General features: G+C 49.3%; 10 protein-coding genes. 8 read left to right on the top strand and 2 right to left on the bottom strand.

Translation table 11 applies throughout. The features are described from left to right. Positions 1-86 precede the first annotated feature (86 nt). Positions 87-3,230 carry an alpha-mannosidase gene (locus ACTJKB_RS28845; RefSeq protein WP_440837736.1) on the bottom strand — a complete coding sequence of 1,048 codons (3,144 nt, stop codon included), beginning with the start codon at positions 3,228-3,230 and terminating at the stop codon, positions 87-89. Positions 3,231-3,460: 230 nt separating this feature from the next. Here ACTJKB_RS28845 and ACTJKB_RS28840 point away from each other — a divergent pair, with 230 nt between their 5' ends. The 7 genes from ACTJKB_RS28840 (at position 3,461) to ACTJKB_RS28810 (ending at position 14,793) form a co-directional block, all read left to right on the top strand. Continuing rightward, positions 3,461-5,287: a sensor histidine kinase gene (locus ACTJKB_RS28840; RefSeq protein WP_440837735.1), complete on the top strand. Its 1,827-nt coding sequence runs from the start codon at positions 3,461-3,463 to the stop codon at positions 5,285-5,287. A 4-nt stretch (positions 5,288-5,291) separates the two neighbouring features. Continuing rightward, positions 5,292-6,848 carry a response regulator transcription factor gene (locus ACTJKB_RS28835; RefSeq protein ID WP_440837734.1) on the top strand — a complete coding sequence of 519 codons (1,557 nt, stop codon included), beginning with the start codon at positions 5,292-5,294 and terminating at the stop codon, positions 6,846-6,848. Positions 6,849-7,100: 252 nt separating this feature from the next. Next, positions 7,101-8,030 (top strand): ABC transporter permease, encoded by a 930-nt coding sequence (locus ACTJKB_RS28830; RefSeq protein ID WP_440837733.1) that lies wholly within the window; start codon positions 7,101-7,103, stop codon positions 8,028-8,030. A 24-nt stretch (positions 8,031-8,054) separates the two neighbouring features. After that, positions 8,055-9,008 carry a carbohydrate ABC transporter permease gene (locus tag ACTJKB_RS28825; RefSeq protein ID WP_440837732.1) on the top strand — a complete coding sequence of 318 codons (954 nt, stop codon included), beginning with the start codon at positions 8,055-8,057 and terminating at the stop codon, positions 9,006-9,008. Between the two features lie 70 nt (positions 9,009-9,078). After that, entirely contained in the window at positions 9,079-10,611 is a 1,533-nt protein-coding gene (locus tag ACTJKB_RS28820) for an ABC transporter substrate-binding protein (protein ID WP_440837731.1), read from the top strand. 40 nt (positions 10,612-10,651) lie between these two features. Further along, positions 10,652-13,303: an endo-beta-N-acetylglucosaminidase gene (locus ACTJKB_RS28815; RefSeq protein ID WP_440837729.1), complete on the top strand. Its 2,652-nt coding sequence runs from the start codon at positions 10,652-10,654 to the stop codon at positions 13,301-13,303. Between the two features lie 242 nt (positions 13,304-13,545). Beyond that, entirely contained in the window at positions 13,546-14,793 is a 1,248-nt protein-coding gene (locus ACTJKB_RS28810) for an MFS transporter (protein ID WP_440837728.1), read from the top strand. 168 nt (positions 14,794-14,961) lie between these two features. On the opposite strand, the gene ACTJKB_RS28805 is transcribed toward ACTJKB_RS28810, so the two are convergent. Then, positions 14,962-15,801, bottom strand: a complete 840-nt coding sequence (locus ACTJKB_RS28805) for a YheC/YheD family protein (RefSeq protein ID WP_440837727.1) — start codon at positions 15,799-15,801, stop codon at positions 14,962-14,964. 103 nt (positions 15,802-15,904) lie between these two features. Here ACTJKB_RS28805 and sbnA point away from each other — a divergent pair, with 103 nt between their 5' ends. Then, on the top strand, positions 15,905-18,181 hold the full coding sequence (gene sbnA / locus ACTJKB_RS28800) for a 2,3-diaminopropionate biosynthesis protein SbnA (protein WP_440837726.1): 2,277 nt from the start codon (positions 15,905-15,907) through the stop codon (positions 18,179-18,181).

Here is an 18,181-nt window from a genome sequence, read left to right as displayed (position 1 = left end):
GCCCGCACAAACGCGGGCTTTTTGGCGTGTGGTGCGCCCGGCATGGGCGATAACCCGGCGGTGAAAGTTCGTTACAGGCTTGACAGTTAGCGCCGCAAGTCGATTTCAAAAGTCTTAATCTCATAAGGTTCCAGGACAAAGCAGATGTCAGCATCGTTATGCATTTCGCCATCTGATTGTTCCATCAGGTTCGTTTCTCTCCATCCATGAATCTGCAGACCGCTCTTCAGCTCCAGCGTGTTGGAGCTTCCGGAGTAATCGTGAATACGCACGATGATGCAGTCTGAATCCTCTGCTTTTTTGACTGCCGAGATCATAGCAGTATCGCCTGACAAGGCGAACATGGAGCGGCTTGGCTGTTCTGCATGCCCCTTCGTATAGCGAATTGGGGCATTCAGGAACCAGGCTTGCTTGACGGTCTGTCCGGCCAGCCAGTCCCCCTGATGCGGTAGAAGGGCATAGGTGAAGCGGTGCAGCCCCTGATCCGCATGCGGATCAGGATGTGTAGCGCTTTTGATCAGCGACAGCCGCAGGACATTGTTTTTAATATCATAACCGTACTTGGAGTCATTCAACAGGCTGACACCGTACCCTTTGTCGGACAGATCAGCCCATTGATGCCCGACCGATTCGAAGCGCGCCCAATCCCAGCTCGTATTCCAATGAGTCGGCCGTTTCACGTTGCCAAACTGAATGTCATAGGTTGCCTCTGTAGACCGGATGCCAACCGGAAAAGCTGCCTTCAGCAATTGCTGCTTCTCGTGCCAATCGACTTCGGTCACATAATCAATACGCCGGTTCGCGGCATAGACAATCAGGTTCTGCGTAATTGTGGAATTCCGGTACTGCCAATGGAACCGGATGACGGCCCGAAGCGAACCGGTCTCAATTACTTCGATTGCCGAACAATCTCGAATCTCAGTCATTTTTTCCTGATAGAAGATATCAATATCCCAAGCTTCATGTGCCAGAGGCTTGTCCTCAAACACCTGCAACAGATTACCGTTAGCTCCCTTAGCCAGTACTTCCCGCCGTGCTGCTTTATCGTAAATGCGGGTTAACTGCCCGGCTTCGTTCCATGCCAATTGATAAAAAGGGGTTTCGATCCCACGTTCTGTATGGATGAATGGTGCCAGCCCAGAATGGACGGATTCAGCATCGTCATGGAAATGTATCGTTGTATACCCGAGCGAAGGTATATCTTTCACCTCAATATACCAAATGCCAGTATCCAGCTGTGCATTCAAGCGCAGCCCTGCATCGCTTAACCAGTAGCCCTGCTCCATGCCCGTAGAAGCGGGAATAGCCACAAGCTCTGTAATACACCATGGTGAGGAATTCCATACTGAGAAGCTGCCTGCTGTTATCCCTGTAGCGATCGCCGCCCGGGACTGTGTGTCGATCTGACTGCCGATCTGCCACGCTTCTTCGTATTCGACTCTGCTGTCTTCGTACACCTCTTGGATGGAGGAGCCGGGAATGATGTCATGGAACTGATTGCGCAGAATGATTTTCCAGCCTGAAATCAGCGGTTTGGCTTGATACAGGTTCCAGTCTTCCTGCAAAATGCTCTGCAGAGCATTCAGCCACTCGGCTTCACGATAGGCCAGTTCGAGCTTACGGTTCATCTGTTTGTTATAAGCTTGGCTGGTATACGTTCCGCGGTGATACTCCAGATACAATTCGCCGTCCCAGGTATGGATGTATGAATCGGTATCCGCCACCGTCTGCTGCAGCTTGTCGAAATAGGCATCGGCACGTCCGGTAGTTACCTTTGGGAGCCCGGGCAACTGATCCAGCCGCCGCCGCATCTCGAGCATTTCACGGTTCACGCCGCCACCGCCGTCACCATAGCCATAGGACAGCAGCAGTTCCTGATTCATCTCCTTGTCGCGGTAGGCATCCCATATTCCTTTGACCGTCTTGGGGATGATTTTCCCGTTATAGGTGTAGAACCATGACCCTGGCTCCGACCACGGTTCAGGTGTTGTGATGAAATGGGTCAATACCTCCGAGCCGTCGATGCCACGCCAATGGAACGTATCGAAAGGCATACGGTTATACTGGTTCCAGCTGATTTTTGTGGTCATGAAGGTATGAATGCCCGATTTTTTCAAAATTTGCGGCAGGGACCAGCTGTAGCCGAACACGTCCGGCAACCATAAGTATCTGCATTCGGAACCGAACTCCTCCTTAAGGAAACGTGTACCGATCAGCAATTGCCGAACTAGCGATTCGCCCGAGGTCAGATTGCAGTCCGCTTCAAGCCACATGCCGCCACCAGCTTCCCAGCGTCCTTCCGCAATTCGCTCCTTGATGGATTCGTATAACTCCGGGTAATCTTCTTTCACATATTCATATAGCTGGGGCTGTGTCTGCAAAAAAACATACTCCGGGAACATCTCCATCAGCCGCATCACCGTAGAGAAGGACCTCGCACATTTCTCGCGTGTATGCTTAAGCCGCCACAGCCAGGCAACGTCAATATGGGTATGGCCAATACAGGTGATGGTCACATCGGATAGTTTGTCCATAGCTTCCAGGCAGGCGGTAAGATGGTCTCTGGCTTCGTAGACAGATTTGAAAAACACCTCTGATTCGGGGTCTGCCCAGTCGATCATACGGAAGGATTGCTGGAGCACTTGCAGCAGCTTGGTCCGCTCCGGCGCATTTGGGTCCAGGATTTTTACGGTTTCGAGAATGGCCGTCCCGGTGAACACAAGATCGTCTATTTTCTCATCCAGCCAACATAACTCCGCCTGTTTGAGGGTATGGGTCAGATTGCGCGGTTGTCCGCCTCCTTCAAGACCCGACCATAGACGGAAGACCAGCTCAGCAGAGTGGCCTGCCACCGAAGCTGGAAGAAACACTTCCTTATGATTGGAATCGACGCCTTGAAATGGTTTGCCTTCCCAATAGAAAAGGGATTCAAATCCGGAGTTGTTTCCACCCCCGGTATCGCCAAAATCAAACAACCCGACGACGCGCTTATGTTCCCATGATAAAGGGATTTCAGCATGAGTATGTAGCCACAAATAGAGATCCCGGCCACTCCAGGTCTCGTTAATATGCATTGTCTGCCAATGGGCTTCGGCACCTGGCACCGTAGGATTAATATCTTCCCGGTGGTCTTCGCAAGCAAGAAATACGCTCAGCGTCTTCCGGTCCCGGTAACGGAGTGTGGATAATTCATGAATACGTGCCTGCAGCTTGTTTTCGGTAAGGAACATCGTGTGGACCTCCAATTCATATAATCGGAGGGTGAATAGTATATAGGGATAGATCCAAATTGGGGTAAAAGTGAATAACTTAGGGGAATGCGCTCATTATAGCGGGTTCTTTTCCTTTTGACAATTGAAAGTTGAATGGAAGGCACTGCATGTTCTATTTATTGCCTAAATTTAACGAACGGTGATACACTGAGTTGAAAATTGGCTCCGAAGGAGGCGGTCAAGCGCGAATGTCCAAGATACGGATCTTTTATCAAAATCATCTGAAGAAAAAAATGTTTAACAAGATCCTCCTCTTCTACTCCATGGTCATGGTTCTCTTGTTTATTAGTGTCTCTATCCTGGCTTACCGCTATTACGAGCAGCGGCTCGTACGGGAGCAGATGGATGCGAGTCTCCAGGAACTGGACATCATCAGCATCAGTCTGAATCAGCAGAACGAACGGATGTATGGTGCGGTACAGCAGATTTATACGGATGCGATGATTGGGGACGATCTGAAGTATTTTTTGACTCATGAGTATGAGAACTTTCTCAAGTGGCGTCTGAATCAATACGCAAACAGCTACAGGACAGAACGTAACAGCTTTGATTATCATTTACGACAGCTGCTGAAGGAGGAGGCATCCATCTCGAACATTGTCCTGTACAGCTCGGATCAGGACTTTTTTTACGTTCTGAACCGGGAAACACAGCATTTTTACGATCAGCCGCCGTTATCCGCTGAGCATCAGTACTGGTACGAACGGTTCCGGAATCAGCCATGGCAGTATCTGGGCAACGAGCCGCTGTTCAAGGGAAAAGTCATCGGGGAATCTACACCTTACAGCTACGTGAATGTGCTTAAAGATCCTGTGACGCTGAAAGAATACGGTGCCATTCTGTTCGAACTCAACACCGACCGTATTAAAGGGCTGCTGCAGGAAAAATTGAAAAATACGAGCAGCCGGATCATGCTGATCACATCGCAGGGGCAAGTGATTTTTGACTCGCAGGGGCGATACGATAATACTGTCTATCCATACTGGAAGCAGATGACGAAGCCTGGAGATTGGGTGAAACTGGAGGAACGTTCAAAAGTACAGTTGCTGAATATCGGGAATACAGGGATGGTTGCTGCTGCCATTATTCCGGAGTCTCAAATCGTACAGAGCCTTCAGACCTTACGGTTTAGTCTTACAGGGATTGTGATCTTATGCATCATGATCAGCATCTCCGTGACGTTCACCGTTATCCGCCGCTACTCCAAAAAAATCCACAGAATTATCGTCTACATGCGGCGCTGGCAGGAGGGTGATTTGAGCAAGCGGATCAAAATGGAAGGGGAGGACGAACTGCAGCAGATCTCGCAAAGCTTTAACCATATGTGTGACCGGCTGGAGTCCTATATCCAGACCGTCTACATCTCTGAGATCAAGCAGAAGAATGCACAGCTCGTGGCATTGCAGGCGCAGATTAATCCGCATTTCCTGTACAATACGCTCGAGAGTATACGCATGAAGGCCATCAGTTCAGGCGCCAGGGATGTCGGTCAAATGATTTATATTCTCGCCACAATGTTCAGGCATTTGGTCAAAAAACAGACCCATGTCACATTGGCCGAAGAAATCGAACTGTGCGGGATGTATTTGGCCTTAATCCAATACCGGTACGAGAATAAGCTGCAGGTGGAAACGAACATCGAGATGGCGGTCGCCGGCAGCATCGTAGTGAAATTGCTGATACAGCCGATTATCGAAAATTACATCGTTCACGGCTTTCGGGCGGATGACGACGATAACCGGATTTCCATATCGGCTGCAGAACAGGGGGGACACATCATTATTCGTGTGCAGGATAACGGCAAGGGCATTGCGCCTGAGAAAATGATCGAGCTGCGCAAGGCGCTGCGGAGTGAGGGGGGGGCACCCTTGCTATCCAGTGATTCTCTGGGTCTAAAAAATGTACATGAACGTGTTCGTTTGAATTATGGCAGCGAGTATGGAATAAGTGTGATCAGCGAGCAGGGTAAAGGTTGTGAAGTCATCATCGAAATTCCATTCACAAGGGAGGACTAACCGAATGAGGAACGTATTGCTGGTGGATGATGAGCCACTCATTGTCCAAGGGATGCAGTCCATCATCGATTGGAATGCGAATCAAATGCAAATAGCAGGTACAGCGCGAAATGGCGTGGAAGCGCTAGCAACGCTGGACGGGTTATCCGTAGATTTAATTATCACGGACATCATGATGCCCCGGATGACAGGACTTGAGCTGATCCGGGAAGTCAAAGTACGCAGTCCCCTCACTAAGTTCATCATTCTGAGCGGTTACGAGGAATTCAATTACGTGCGGGAAGGCATCACGCTGGGTGTCGAGAACTATTTGCTCAAGCCGGTCAATATCGGCGAATTAGAAGCGACGATTAAGCATATGCAGCACGATTGGGAGCGGGAGGAAGTCAGACAAATCCATATAGATCAGAGCTGGCGGATTCTGAGAACCAATATATTGCAGCGGTGGGCGAACGAAACCATTGATGCCCAAGAGTTCCGGGAGCGTGCGCAGCTGCTGGAAATCCCCTTAACCAAGTCACGTTACAGTGCTGCTGCGCTGCGGATTGTAACTGGTCTCGATATGGAGGAACCGCAGTTGTACAGACCCATTATCGCTGAGCAATGTGAAATCATAGGTGGGGAATATGTACCGGACGGCTGTGAGATCATCTGTTTCCCTGATCAGGAAGGAGATATCATTGTGCTGTTCGCTTCAACCGGCAGGGAAGAAGAAGAATGGGAATATCATGCGCTTTGCGGGATGAAGCAGTGGATCGTCTCTGATACAGGAGCCTGTGTATGGGGGGTGAAGGGACAGTCCGAGCAATCCTATCTGGGATTTCCGCAAAGCTGCAGACAAGTGAAGCTGTGGTTTCAGAATCATTTGTTAGGCGATACAGAGACTGTCTTAGTGACAGCGGACGACAGAAATGAAGCTGCTTATACGTATGAAAAGAGGGAGCCCGCTATGGATCAATTCCATAAGTTGCTCCGGGACGGGCAGCGTCTTGAGGTTGACGGGTTCATCGACGACTTCTTTGATGTTCAGGCAGAGGCCGGGCACTCCGCAAGAACGCCATTCTTCAACTCCGCAATTCAGCTTATGCTGGCGGCCAAGACTCTGGAAAAGACACCGGATTACGGAGAGGTATTCGGTCCTTTATCCAGAATTCATACTCGCAGCGGGCTGAAGCAGCTGGTGAAAAGTGTGGTCCATCAAACCCTCGATACTTATCATGCGGCAGAAAGAGACTATAGCCCCCATGTGTTGGCTGTACTGGATTTCGTAAAAAACACCTACAAAGAGGAGCTTTCGCTGAAGACGCTCAGCCAGAAATTGGACCTTCATCCCAACTATCTGGGGCAGTTGTTTCAACAGGAGGCGGGCACGAGCTTTTCCGATTATGTCAATCAGTACCGGATTGAACGTGCCACCCATCTGCTGCTGTACTCGGACAAAAAGACGGCGGAGGTGGCAACGGAGGTTGGCTATTGGGATACTTCCTACTTTTACAGGCAGTTCAAGAAATATGCCGGCGTTTCACCTACGGAGCTGCGTTCGATGTATATGAAAAAGTAGGCGGCGACCTGCCTTCTACCAAAACACACCTTGAGGAGGTGTGTTTTTTTGTGAAATGAAGGCGCTATCTTTAATTAATCCATCATTTTATTGTATTTTTCAACTTTCACGGCGGCTGCCCGGCTTTCATAATAAAGACAGGGGTGAACGGGAAGATCCAAAACACTGAGTGAGCTGAAGTTAACCATTGTTGATTATAGGGGATGAACAGTGGATGAACTCAGCTGCAAGTGAATCAAAGGAGGGACAGCCGTGCAAGGCATCTTGAAGAAACTGATGAAGAATAGGGCGTTTCTTCTGCTGGTATTACCGGGAGCAGCGTGGTTTATTATTTTTGCATATTTGCCGATGTTTGGGACGATTATTGCCTTTAAGGATTTCCGGATTCATCCGGGAGGATTTTTTGAAAGCGTTTTAAAGAGCGAGTGGGTCGGTTTCAAAAATTTCGAGTTTCTGTTCTCGACAGATGATGCTTATATCATAACGCGCAATACGATTCTGTATAACGTCGGTTTGATCATGCTTGGACTGGTGCTCGCGGTTACGCTTGCCATCATTATGAATGAGCTGTTAAACAAACGGCTGGCGAAATTTTACCAAACTGCGATGTTTATGCCGTATTTCCTCTCATGGGTTATTATTAGCTATTTTGTATTCTCGTTCCTCAATGTAGAAAAGGGCGTGTTCAACCAGCTCCTTGTTTTCTTTGGTGAAGACCCGGTCAGCTGGTATAGTGAGACGAAATTTTGGCCGTATTTTCTTATCTTTCTGGGTCTCTGGAAAAATGCCGGATACGGGAGCGTCGTTTATCTTGCAGCAATCGCCGGCATTGACCGCTCTTATTATGAGGCGGCAATGATCGACGGTGCTACCAAATGGAATCAGATACGGTTTATTACACTGCCGATGCTAAAGCCGCTTATGATCATTTTGACAGTTCTGGCACTCGGCGGCATCTTCCGCTCGGATTTCGGCTTATTCTACCAGGTTCCGCGGGATTCAGGCGCACTGTATCCGGTCACTAACGTTATTGACACATTCGTGTATCGGGGACTGACGATCATGGGCGATACAGGAATGAGTACGGCTACGGGCCTATATCAATCCGTTGTCGGTCTGATTCTGGTACTGCTAGCGAATTACGCGGTACGCAAAATTGAAAAGGATTATGCCGTATTCTAAAAAATCGGCAAGGGGGTGCCTGCAATGAATGACTTAAGCAAATCTATGGAGAGAACAGTGTTCTCTGCTCCCAGGAAAAGAAAAAACAGGGACATCAATGCGATTAGTCCATTATGGAATTTTATATTTAATGTGGGTGTGTGCTTATTCGCCCTATCCTGTATCTTCCCGTTTATTTTTATCATTATCATTTCGTTTACGGACGAGAAGACGTTGGCTCTCAACGGCTTCAGCATTCTGCCCGAGGTGCTCAGTCTGGACGCCTACCGGTTTCTGATGCGGTCCGGTGAGCAAATGGTTCAATCCTTGGGTGTGACCCTGGCCGTAACGGTCATTGGAACCGTTCTGACGCTGTATCTCGTTTCTACATATGCGTACGCAATCTCACGCAAAAACTTTGACCAGCGCCGGTTCTTCAGCTTTCTCGCTTTCTTCACCATGCTGTTCTCCGGGGGGCTGGTCCCGGGATATATCGTCGTTACGCAAGTACTCCATTTGCGGGATACCCTTTGGGCGCTGATCTTCCCATCTATACTGAACGCCTTCTATATTATCGTCATGCGCACCTTTTTTACGACAACTGTACCGGATGCGATCATCGAATCGGCCAAGATCGACGGAGCAACCGAATTCGGCATTTACACACGTATCGTGCTGCCAATCTCGCTGCCGGGTATTGCGACTATCGGGCTTTTCAGTACACTTGGCTTCTGGAATGACTGGTTCAATGCGCTTCTGTATATTGATAATCCCAATTTAATACCACTGCAGACACTTTTAATCCGGATTCAGAACAATATGGATTTCATCGTACAAAACAGTAGTCAGGTAGTATCCTACGATATTGCTGCGACCTTGCCGACAGAGACCGTACGTATGGCTATGGTTGTGCTGGCTACGCTGCCAATCGCACTGGCGTATCCTTTTTTCCAAAAGTATTTTATCCAAGGGCTTACGATTGGTTCGGTTAAAGAATAAGTTGGATAAGTTGTATCTGCCCGATCCAGGGCAGTAACAATAGATATTTATATTGATTAGGGGGAGACATATGAAGTCCAAGAAAATGGTATTGCTGATGGTTGTGTTTCTGTTTGCACTCGCTTCCACATTGGCTGGCTGTGGCAGCAACAACACGAAGGAGAACAGTAATGGGAATAAGCCGTCCGAGACCCAATCGGCCAACTCAACTGAATCCGGCGGTCAGGCCGGGGATAAGCTGGAACCGGTGAAGCTCAAGGTATACCTGATTGGTGGTCCACAGCGTGACCTGCCAACGGTTCAAGAGGAAATGAATAAATATTTGACGGACAAAATCAATGCAACCGTCGACATCACAATGATTGACTGGGGCGACTACTCGAAACGGTTGCCGGTAATCACTGCTTCCGGGGAGAATTACGATATCGCATTTACCTCCTCCTGGGCTTTTGACTACCTGCCGAACGCGACTCGGGGTGCGTTTTTGCCAATCAATGATTTACTGGAAAAATACGGTCAGGATATCATAAAAGAGCTCGACCCGCGCTTCCTGGCTGGATCGCAGGTGAATGGCAAAAATTATGCCGTGCCGGTGAACAAGGAACTGGCCTCACAGTGGGTATGGCGTTTTAACAAACAGTATGTTGATAAGTATAAGATGGATATTACCAAAATCCGTAACCTAGAGGACCTCGAACCTTATTTGAAACAAATCAAGGAAGGCGAGCCGGCTGACATTACGCCACTGGCCGTACCGAAAGGCTTCAAGCCATATATGCCGTTTGACTTCCTCCTGGGCGATGAATTCCCGGTTGGGATGAATATGAATTCAACGGATGGCAAATACGTCAATATCCTTGAATCCGACGAACTGAAAAGCTCGCTCAAAACCATTCGGAAATACTATCAAGCTGGTTATCTGCGCAAAGATGTTGCAACTCTGGAAGGCATTGATAACATCAAGACAGGCAAATGGTTCGCGGACCGCGAGCAAACGCAGCCTTATGCAGAATTGGGCTGGTCGAGAAGTGCGGGCTATGACATCGTGACCTCACCTATGCAGGATCCGGTTATCTTCACAGGCTCCGCTACTGGTTCTATGCACGCAATTTCGGCGAATTCCAAAAATCCGGAACGTGCGATGATGTTCTTGAACCTGCTCAATTCGGACAAATATTTGCGCAACCTGATCAACTACGGTATCGAAGGCACACATTACAAGAAGATCTCTGAAGACGTCATTGAAGATCTGCCGGCTATGAAAGACGGTTACCAGATGCCGGGATTCGCACTAGGCAATCTCTTCCTGACCTACAGCCACAAGGAAGATCCTGCTGATAAATGGGAAGCGTTCAAGGAGTTCAACAATTCCGCCAAGGTGGCACCAAGCTTTGGCTTCAACTTCAACCCTGATCCAGTGAAGACAGAAGTGGCGTCCATCTCGGCGATCGTAAAAGAATTTTATCCGCCCATCATGACAGGTGCAGTCGACCCGGATGAACATCTGCCGAAGGCAATCGCCAAGATGAAGGATGCCGGTCTGGATAAAGTCATTGCCGAAGCACAGAAGCAATATGACGAGTGGAAAGCAGCCCATAAATAGGCTGACATTCACATCAATTGATCCATTGGAGGAGGATGGCATGAAAAAGATAGGTGCAGGTTTTATCTTCTTAATTGTGATATGTGCTGCATTATCCACTTCTGCGTTCGCAAAACAGCCTTATTCATCCTATTGGTTTCCAGAGCAATTGCTTCAGTGGAGCCCGGCATCAGACCCGGACGCCGCTTTCAACCGCAGTACTATCCCGCTGCAGGACCGTTTTGTGGGAGCAGGGGTCAACTCTCATGCGACTAAAGCGCCAAAAGTCATGGCTTTATCAGCACTGAATCCGGGAACAAGCGGAGTCCCCTCCCAGGGCTCGGACAAATTCGGGGCAAACACGTTTACCTATTGGCAATATGTTGACAAACTGGTCTATTGGGGCGGCTCGGCTGGCGAAGGGATCATCGTGCCTCCAAGTGCCGATACGATCGACGCTGCTCATAAGAATGGCGTGCCGATCCTCGGAACGGTGTTCTTCCCGCCAGCCGTGTATGGCGGTAAATATGAATGGGTGAAGGAAATGCTGGAGCAGAAGAGTGACGGCTCCTTTCCTGCCGCTGACAAGCTGATCCAGGTTGCGGAGTATTACGGATTTGACGGCTGGTTCATTAACCAGGAGACAGAGGGTGGAACACCGGCTGATGCACAGCAAATGAAGGCTTTCCTGAGTTATCTTGAATCGCACCAATCTGCATCTCTGCACATCGTATGGTACGATTCAATGACCAAGGAAGGCAATATCAGTTGGCAGAATGCCCTAAATGATAAGAATGCGATGTTCTTGCAGGACAATGGAAAGCAGATAACAGACAGTATGTTCCTGAACTTCTGGTGGAAGGATCTTGGAAGCTCGGCGGAAAAGGCCAAAGGCTTGGGCAGAAGCCCATTTGACCTGTATGCAGGCATTGACGTTGAAGCCAAAGGTTATGATACGAAGGTGAACTGGAATCTGCTGTTCCCGGAAGGGAAGCCTGCAGTCACTTCTCTGGGGATTTACCGCCCGGACTGGGCTTTTAACAGTGCAGAGAGTATGGAGGATTTCTTCATCCGCGAGAACAAGTTCTGGGTGGGCCCTAACGGAAATCCTGGCAACACTGCGAGCAGCCAGACCTGGAAAGGAATCGCGAACGATGTGGTTGAAGCATCACCTGTAAATAAGCTGCCCTTCATCACCAGCTTCAACACTGGAAGCGGACAGAAGTATTACGTTCACGGGAAGCAGGTACGGGATAAAGGATGGAATAACCGGAGCCTGCAGGATATCCTGCCGACATGGCGCTGGATCGCAGACAGCAAAGGAACACCGCTCACACCGGTGCTGGATTGGTCCGATGCGTATTACGGCGGCAGCTCGCTGAAGGTATCAGGTGTGCTGAGCCATGATAATGCGACACATCTGAAGCTCTATAAAACAGATCTGAAGATCGAAGCAAGTACGAAGCTGTCGGTTACGTACAAAACGCAGAACAAGCCGAGCCTGAAGGTTGGCCTTGCTTTCGCAGACCATCCCGACCAGATTGTCTTTCTTAACGTGAAGGATAAAACATCACCAGGCTGGACTACAGAAACACTGAATTTGACCCCTTATAAAGGGAAACGGATCGTGGCGTTGTCACTGTATTTTGATACCAGGGATACGATAAGTGATTATGCCATACACATTGGCCAGCTCGCCATCCAAAATGCCAATGACCCGATTCAGCCGCTCCCGGCGGTTAGTGAGCTGAAAGCCACTTCATCTGATTTCCGCAATGGAATCTATGGGGATGCCAGATTGCAGTGGAAGCCGCTTGATCAGCAGGTGAAGCAGTATGAAATCTACCGGGTATTGCCCGATGGCAATGAGGTGCTAATGGGGGCAACGCCGAATCATGTGTTTTACGTCCCTGAGATCAGAAGAATAGACAAGGAAGCAGTAACGGTATTGAAGGTCGTTGCGGTCAATGGAAGATACGGGCAAGGTCAGGCCTCCAGCGTGAAGATCAGCTGGCCGGCTTATCCGAAGCCGACTGCGGACTTCAAGGCCGACCGGACGCTGGTTGCTCCAGGTGAGAGTGTAAACTTCACCGACCTGTCGACTGAAGTGACGGAAGGCTGGTCATGGACCTTCGACGGTGGAAGCCCGGCTGTCAGCACCGCGAAGAACCCGGTGGCAACGTTCAATCAGGAAGGTGTGTATAGCGTTACACTGACTGCAACTAACAGCTCGGGCCAAGACACAATATCGAAAAAGGCATTAATCACAGTAAGCAAGGAAGCCGGTTCGGTGAAGAATCTGGCACTTGGCAAAGCTGTAACAGCCGATCAAGCCTGCGGGGAAAAGGAAGGAGCGCCTAATGCCGTAGACGGTAAAGTGACGGACAACAGTAAATGGTGCGCGCTTGGCAATCTGCCTCACTGGCTTCAAGTCGATCTGGGCGCCGATCATTCAATCAGTGCCTTTGTCATCAAGCATGCTGAGAGCGGAGGAGAATGGTCCGGGTTCAATACCAGCGATTATACCATTCAGGTGAGCAGTGACGGTACGAATTGGGCCGATGCTGTCAAGGTCCAAGGAAACACGGCAGCTGAGACGACTGAGGCGATTGCATTAGTTAAAGCCCGCTATGTAAAACTGATCATTACTAAGCCCTCACAGGGGGCCGATACAGCCGCGCGAATCTATGAGTTTGAAGTCAAGGGACTGTAATAGTATACAAAACAGCGTTTCTACCGTTAATGGAGAAGCGCTGTTTTGCGTTTTTATATATAATGGACAGGCGAACAAAAAAGTTACTCAACTTAGCAAAAAAAAAAGAAATAAAGAGTATTTAAGTATATTATAATTGACAAGTATGATTTAGATTAAATGAAAAGGTGAGACTAGTGAAAAGGGAGTTATACCATTTAATCAAATGGGCATCTTTGTAAACAATTGGAGGTTGAATAAGATTGAATAGGCATGAAAAAAACAATGCACCAAGCCTGCTTCGCAATCGGTTCCTGCAGACCATTCTATTATCAAGCGTGCTGCTGCAGATCGGCATTTGGGTCCGTAATTTCGCTATTCTCCTGTATGTTGCGGAAAAAACAAACAATGATCCCTACGCCATTTCACTGATCAGCGTAGCAGAGTTCGCACCTATTTTTGTTTTTTCGTTCATCGGAGGTACCTTTGCAGACCGCTGGAAGCCGAAGAAAACGATGATCTGGTGCGATTTATTATCTGCGGTATCTGTATTCGCTGTACTTTTGACCATACATTTCGGTTCATGGCATTCTGTCTATCTTGTAGCATTCATCTCAGCGATTCTATCGCAGTTCTCACAGCCCTCAAGCATGCGATTGTTTAAGTATCATGTACCGGAAGAACAGTTGCAGCAAGGGATGGCGCTATTCCAATCGCTCATGGCTATCTTCATGGTGCTCGGCCCTATGCTCGGCACCTTCGTGTACAGCACGTTTGGCCTTGAAACGTCGATTGCTATAATGGGCGTGGTCTTTCTGCTGTCCGCACTCGTCCTTATTCGCCTGCCTGAGGATCATTTGAAACCTCAAACGGCCGCTGGAAAAGGGCAATTCCGTAAGGATTTCAATGAAGGCTTCCGCTATGTCTGGCACAGTAAAGTGCTGCGCATGCTCGGACTCGCGTTTATTCTCGCCGGACTCGCAGTTGGGGTTGCCCAAGCGCTCAACTTGTTTATCGTAACGGAGCGGCTGGGCAAAAGTAAGGAGTTCCTGCAATATCTGCTGATGGTGAATGGCGCAGCCATGCTGATCGGTGGCGGGATCGTAGCCGTCTTCGCGAAACGGGTTCCGCCGCAGCTTCTGCTGGCAATAGGTATGCTGGCAGGCGCAATTTGCACTGTCATTGTCGGATATTCGACTAGTGTTCCGCTCACGCTGACCGTTCAATTCCTGAATGGGCTTGTGTTCCCTTGCATTCATATCGGGATCAGCACAATGATCCTGAAATGGTCACATAGCTCCATTGTCGGCCGGGTAAATGGGGTTCTGAATCCGATGTTCGTAGGCATGATGGTCATTTCCATGTCTTTCGCTGGCGCGTTAAAGGATGCCTTTTCGCTAGGTACGATCTATAGCGGGGCAGGATTATTATTTTTTCTTGGTGCACTGGTCATGGTGCCGATTATGAACCAAAAAGCACCGGATCACTCACATGTTGCACAAGAGGCATAATATTGCGATGTGTATAAGGTTGTATACAGAAGAGCCCGTGTACGGTTCTTTCGCGATAGGGATTCTAACGTAACCAATAGACTGCTCCCCCGGGGCGGTCTATTGGTTGTTCCAATCTCTATTTCTTCATATTAATCTGAAAAGCCATCCCCTGCCTCTCCGCTCGAGTCACACCACGCCCTGCTTTGCCTTCATACATTTCAGATTGTAAGTCCGTCCATAGGCCTTGCCATATCTAACGATTCGGTTGATCATACTATGGTCCTGCAGCTTGGTGAACGGGCAGGGATCGGGGGCTGTATTCACTTCCAGGATCCAGGGCTTCAGATGCCGGTCCAAGGCAATATCTGCACCGATTTCCTGAAGGCCGGGGAAGGCAGTGCTTAACTGACGGGCGGACTTTACTCCAATCTCCTTCATTGCCGCGATCAATGCTGCACGCTTTTCTAGGTTTGTGTAGGCGTTCAACAACACCTCAACCGGATAGATGGTCCCTCCTTGACTGCCGTTGGTCACCACCTTGTGAGGATGCGCCACACGTCCTGCAATCCCCGTAGCCTCCCACTCCCTCTTAAGATTACGCTGCACCATCACCCGGATATCGAAGGGCCGGCCATCATAGGTAAGCAGCCGGATTCCCTTTTGTACTAAATAGGATTTCTCCTTGGTTTCCCTATAGATTGCGCGATAGGCGGTGTCGTAATCGGAGAATCTATGCACTTGCGTACCGGCCTGATAGCGGTAGGACATCTTTTGCCTCGGGTCATGATCTCTTCCGCTGTTGCTTTTCAAGCGATTGACCGGAAATTTGTCTACCCGAATCACGCCCTGCCCCAATGAACCGCAGCATGGCTTAATGTACACCATGTGATATTTTTGCAGCATCTCTTTTAGCACGCTTGGCTTCATTTTTCTCGTTACCGGAATATGCATCCTTAACTCTTGGCTTCCAGCCAGTACCTTAGTCTTCGTCAGCTTGTTGGATATACGTGTGATTTGTTCCTTCATTACGTCCCTCCGTCGCAATAAGCCTATAGGCCATCTTACGGGAATCGTTGAACTTTTGATTGGGCAGCAGACGATAAAAGAACACACCCCGAGCGTGCTACATATGATTATTGAAGATGTGTATCTAAAGAGGCTGCAGGTTGCAGCAGAGCGGGAGGCGGCGAAGATGCTGCTGGACAATTTACAGGATAAGGTGCTTGAGGTTATCGGGGTATTTCCTTGGTACAAGGGGCTGATCGGTGGTGTGCAAACGAATTATAGCCTCAAGAAGCTTCCGCTGCTGACGTCGGAAATTCTTGAAACCTATTATTATACAGAGCCAGCCGATCCTACTCTTGCCGTTTACAGGACATCGGGTACAAGCACTGGACACCGGAAGGCAATTCTCTACTCCGAGGAAGATGACCAGCACTATATAGATATAAAAACAAAGCTGTTCGGTGAGCTTATCGCAGGAAGCGGATGCACAAGAGCTTTGGCAGACATGGGTACCGGACATGCAGCGAACACTGCGCTAACCATATTTGAACGGCTGGGCCTGGAAAATAGAGCAATCCCCTTTGAACTGCCGATTCAGCAGCATATTGAACAGCTTGGGGCTTTCCAGCCGGACCTGCTGTATACGATGCCGTCTATCCTCGACCATATCGTATATGCTACGGACAATCCGCTTGCCTTCGGAATCCGCAAGATCATTCTGGTCGGAGAAATCGCCACACCTGAGTGGCAGTGTAACATGGCCCGCCTGTTCGGTCTGGAGCCGCGTGACATCATTGATACGTACGGCTCCATTGAAATCGGGACGATTGCTTATTACTCTCATGATCTTGGCCGGTATATTCTTGCCGACGGCATTTATGCGGAAGGGATCGGGACACAGGAGTTAGGCGAGGAATGGAGACCGCTGGCTGATGACGAGAGTATCCTGGTACTTACCTCAAGCGTACGTAAGATGCTGCCTGCCATCCGTTTTGTTACCTATGACGTTGTAAGAGACTTCAGGCCTGTGATGGTAGGCGGTGTAGAGAAGCAAAGCTTTGCGTCTATTGTCAAACGGGTTGGCCGGGAATTGAAGCACGGGGAAAAAATCAGCCTGTACGATATTGAACGGGTTGTATACCGTCATCTTGAGGATGCGATCATCCGCGTTAGCGTAGAGGACAATGCGCTGACTGTATATATTCAGAGCAAATCTGCGGAAAACTGCGCTATTCCGGCCATCCGGGAGGAAATCGGGGAGTGCATTCCCGAAATCGGCAGGATGATTCGTAACCATCTGCTTGATGCGATTGAGGTCATTATCGTAGCTGCGGAGGAGCCACTGGAGCGCGGGCAGGTGAAGAACAAAAAACTGTATTACCAGAAAGACAAAGATAATAGCAGACCTGATATATACCTGAATGGCGGCATTTTGTCGGCGATCGGAAACACACCATTAATCAAGCTGAATCACTTGTTCCAGAAAAGCGGATTTGAGGTTTACGCGAAAATGGAGCTGCTGAACCCCGGAGGAAGTGCGAAAGACCGTCCGGCTCTGCGGATGATCCGGGAAGCCTGGAAGGAAGGGATTATTGGGCCGGGAACTTCCATCATTGAATCGAGCTCGGGAAATATGGCGATCAGCCTGGCGATGATTTGCAAGGTTTTGGGGATGCGTTTTATCAGTGTGGTCGACCCCAGAACAACAGACACGAATCTGCAAATCCTGAAGGCATTGGACGCAAAAATAGACCTGGTCCCGGGTCCCGACCCCGAAACAGGCGAGTTTTTGCCCGCCAGGCTGAACCGTGTGCAGCAGCTGCTGGCAGAAATACCAGGCAGTTACTGGCCGAATCAGTATGCAAATCCCCATAATTATCTCTCCCACTACCATACGACCATGAAAGAAATTGTGGCTGAGCTTGGGCGGGTGGATTATTTGTTCTGCAGCGTCAGTACCTGCGGCACGATTCGGGGCCTTGCGGAATACGCAAGGGATCATGGGCTTAAGACTAAGATCGTGGCTGTTGACGCAGAGGGGAGCATTATTTTTGGCGGAAATAAGGGGGAAAGGCGGTTCCCGGGACTAGGTGCCGGGATCGTACCGCCCTTCTGCAGAACCGATCTGATCGACCGTATCATCCATGTCTCGGACTCGGATATTGTCAAAGGCTGCCGGGCACTCGCCCGAAGTGAATCGGTTCTGGCTGGCGCATCCTCCGGGGGAATTATTGCAGCCGTTAAGAAGATGGAGCCGGAATTGACACCGGGATCGGTTTGTGGGGTCATTCTGCATGACAAGGGAGAACGTTACCTCGATACTGTATATTCAGACGCCTGGATTCAGAGCCAATTCAGCCTGGATCATTCAGCTGTAGACAGAACCGACCTTGGAATATAA

The organism is Paenibacillus sp. 22594, from assembly GCF_052044425.1.
Taxonomy (GTDB): Bacteria; Bacillota; Bacilli; order Paenibacillales; family Paenibacillaceae; genus Paenibacillus_AQ.
The sequence above is the reverse complement of the archived record's forward strand: the minus strand, read 5'-3'. Positions and strand labels throughout refer to the sequence as shown.

Excerpts from the sequence above, each read along its gene's own strand:
- ACTJKB_RS28840 (WP_440837735.1), top strand. The coding sequence starts at position 3,461 with ATGTCCAAGATACGGATCTTTTATCAAAATCATCTGAAGAAAAAAATG.
- ACTJKB_RS28835 (WP_440837734.1), top strand. The coding sequence starts at position 5,292 with ATGAGGAACGTATTGCTGGTGGATGATGAGCCACTCATTGTCCAAGGG.
- ACTJKB_RS28815 (WP_440837729.1), top strand. The coding sequence starts at position 10,652 with ATGAAAAAGATAGGTGCAGGTTTTATCTTCTTAATTGTGATATGTGCT.
- ACTJKB_RS28845 (WP_440837736.1), bottom strand. The coding sequence starts at position 3,230 with ATGTTCCTTACCGAAAACAAGCTGCAGGCACGTATTCATGAATTATCC.
- ACTJKB_RS28820 (WP_440837731.1), top strand. The coding sequence starts at position 9,079 with ATGAAGTCCAAGAAAATGGTATTGCTGATGGTTGTGTTTCTGTTTGCA.
- ACTJKB_RS28825 (WP_440837732.1), top strand. The coding sequence starts at position 8,055 with ATGAATGACTTAAGCAAATCTATGGAGAGAACAGTGTTCTCTGCTCCC.
- ACTJKB_RS28805 (WP_440837727.1), bottom strand. The coding sequence starts at position 15,801 with ATGAAGGAACAAATCACACGTATATCCAACAAGCTGACGAAGACTAAG.
- sbnA (WP_440837726.1), top strand. The coding sequence starts at position 15,905 with ATGATTATTGAAGATGTGTATCTAAAGAGGCTGCAGGTTGCAGCAGAG.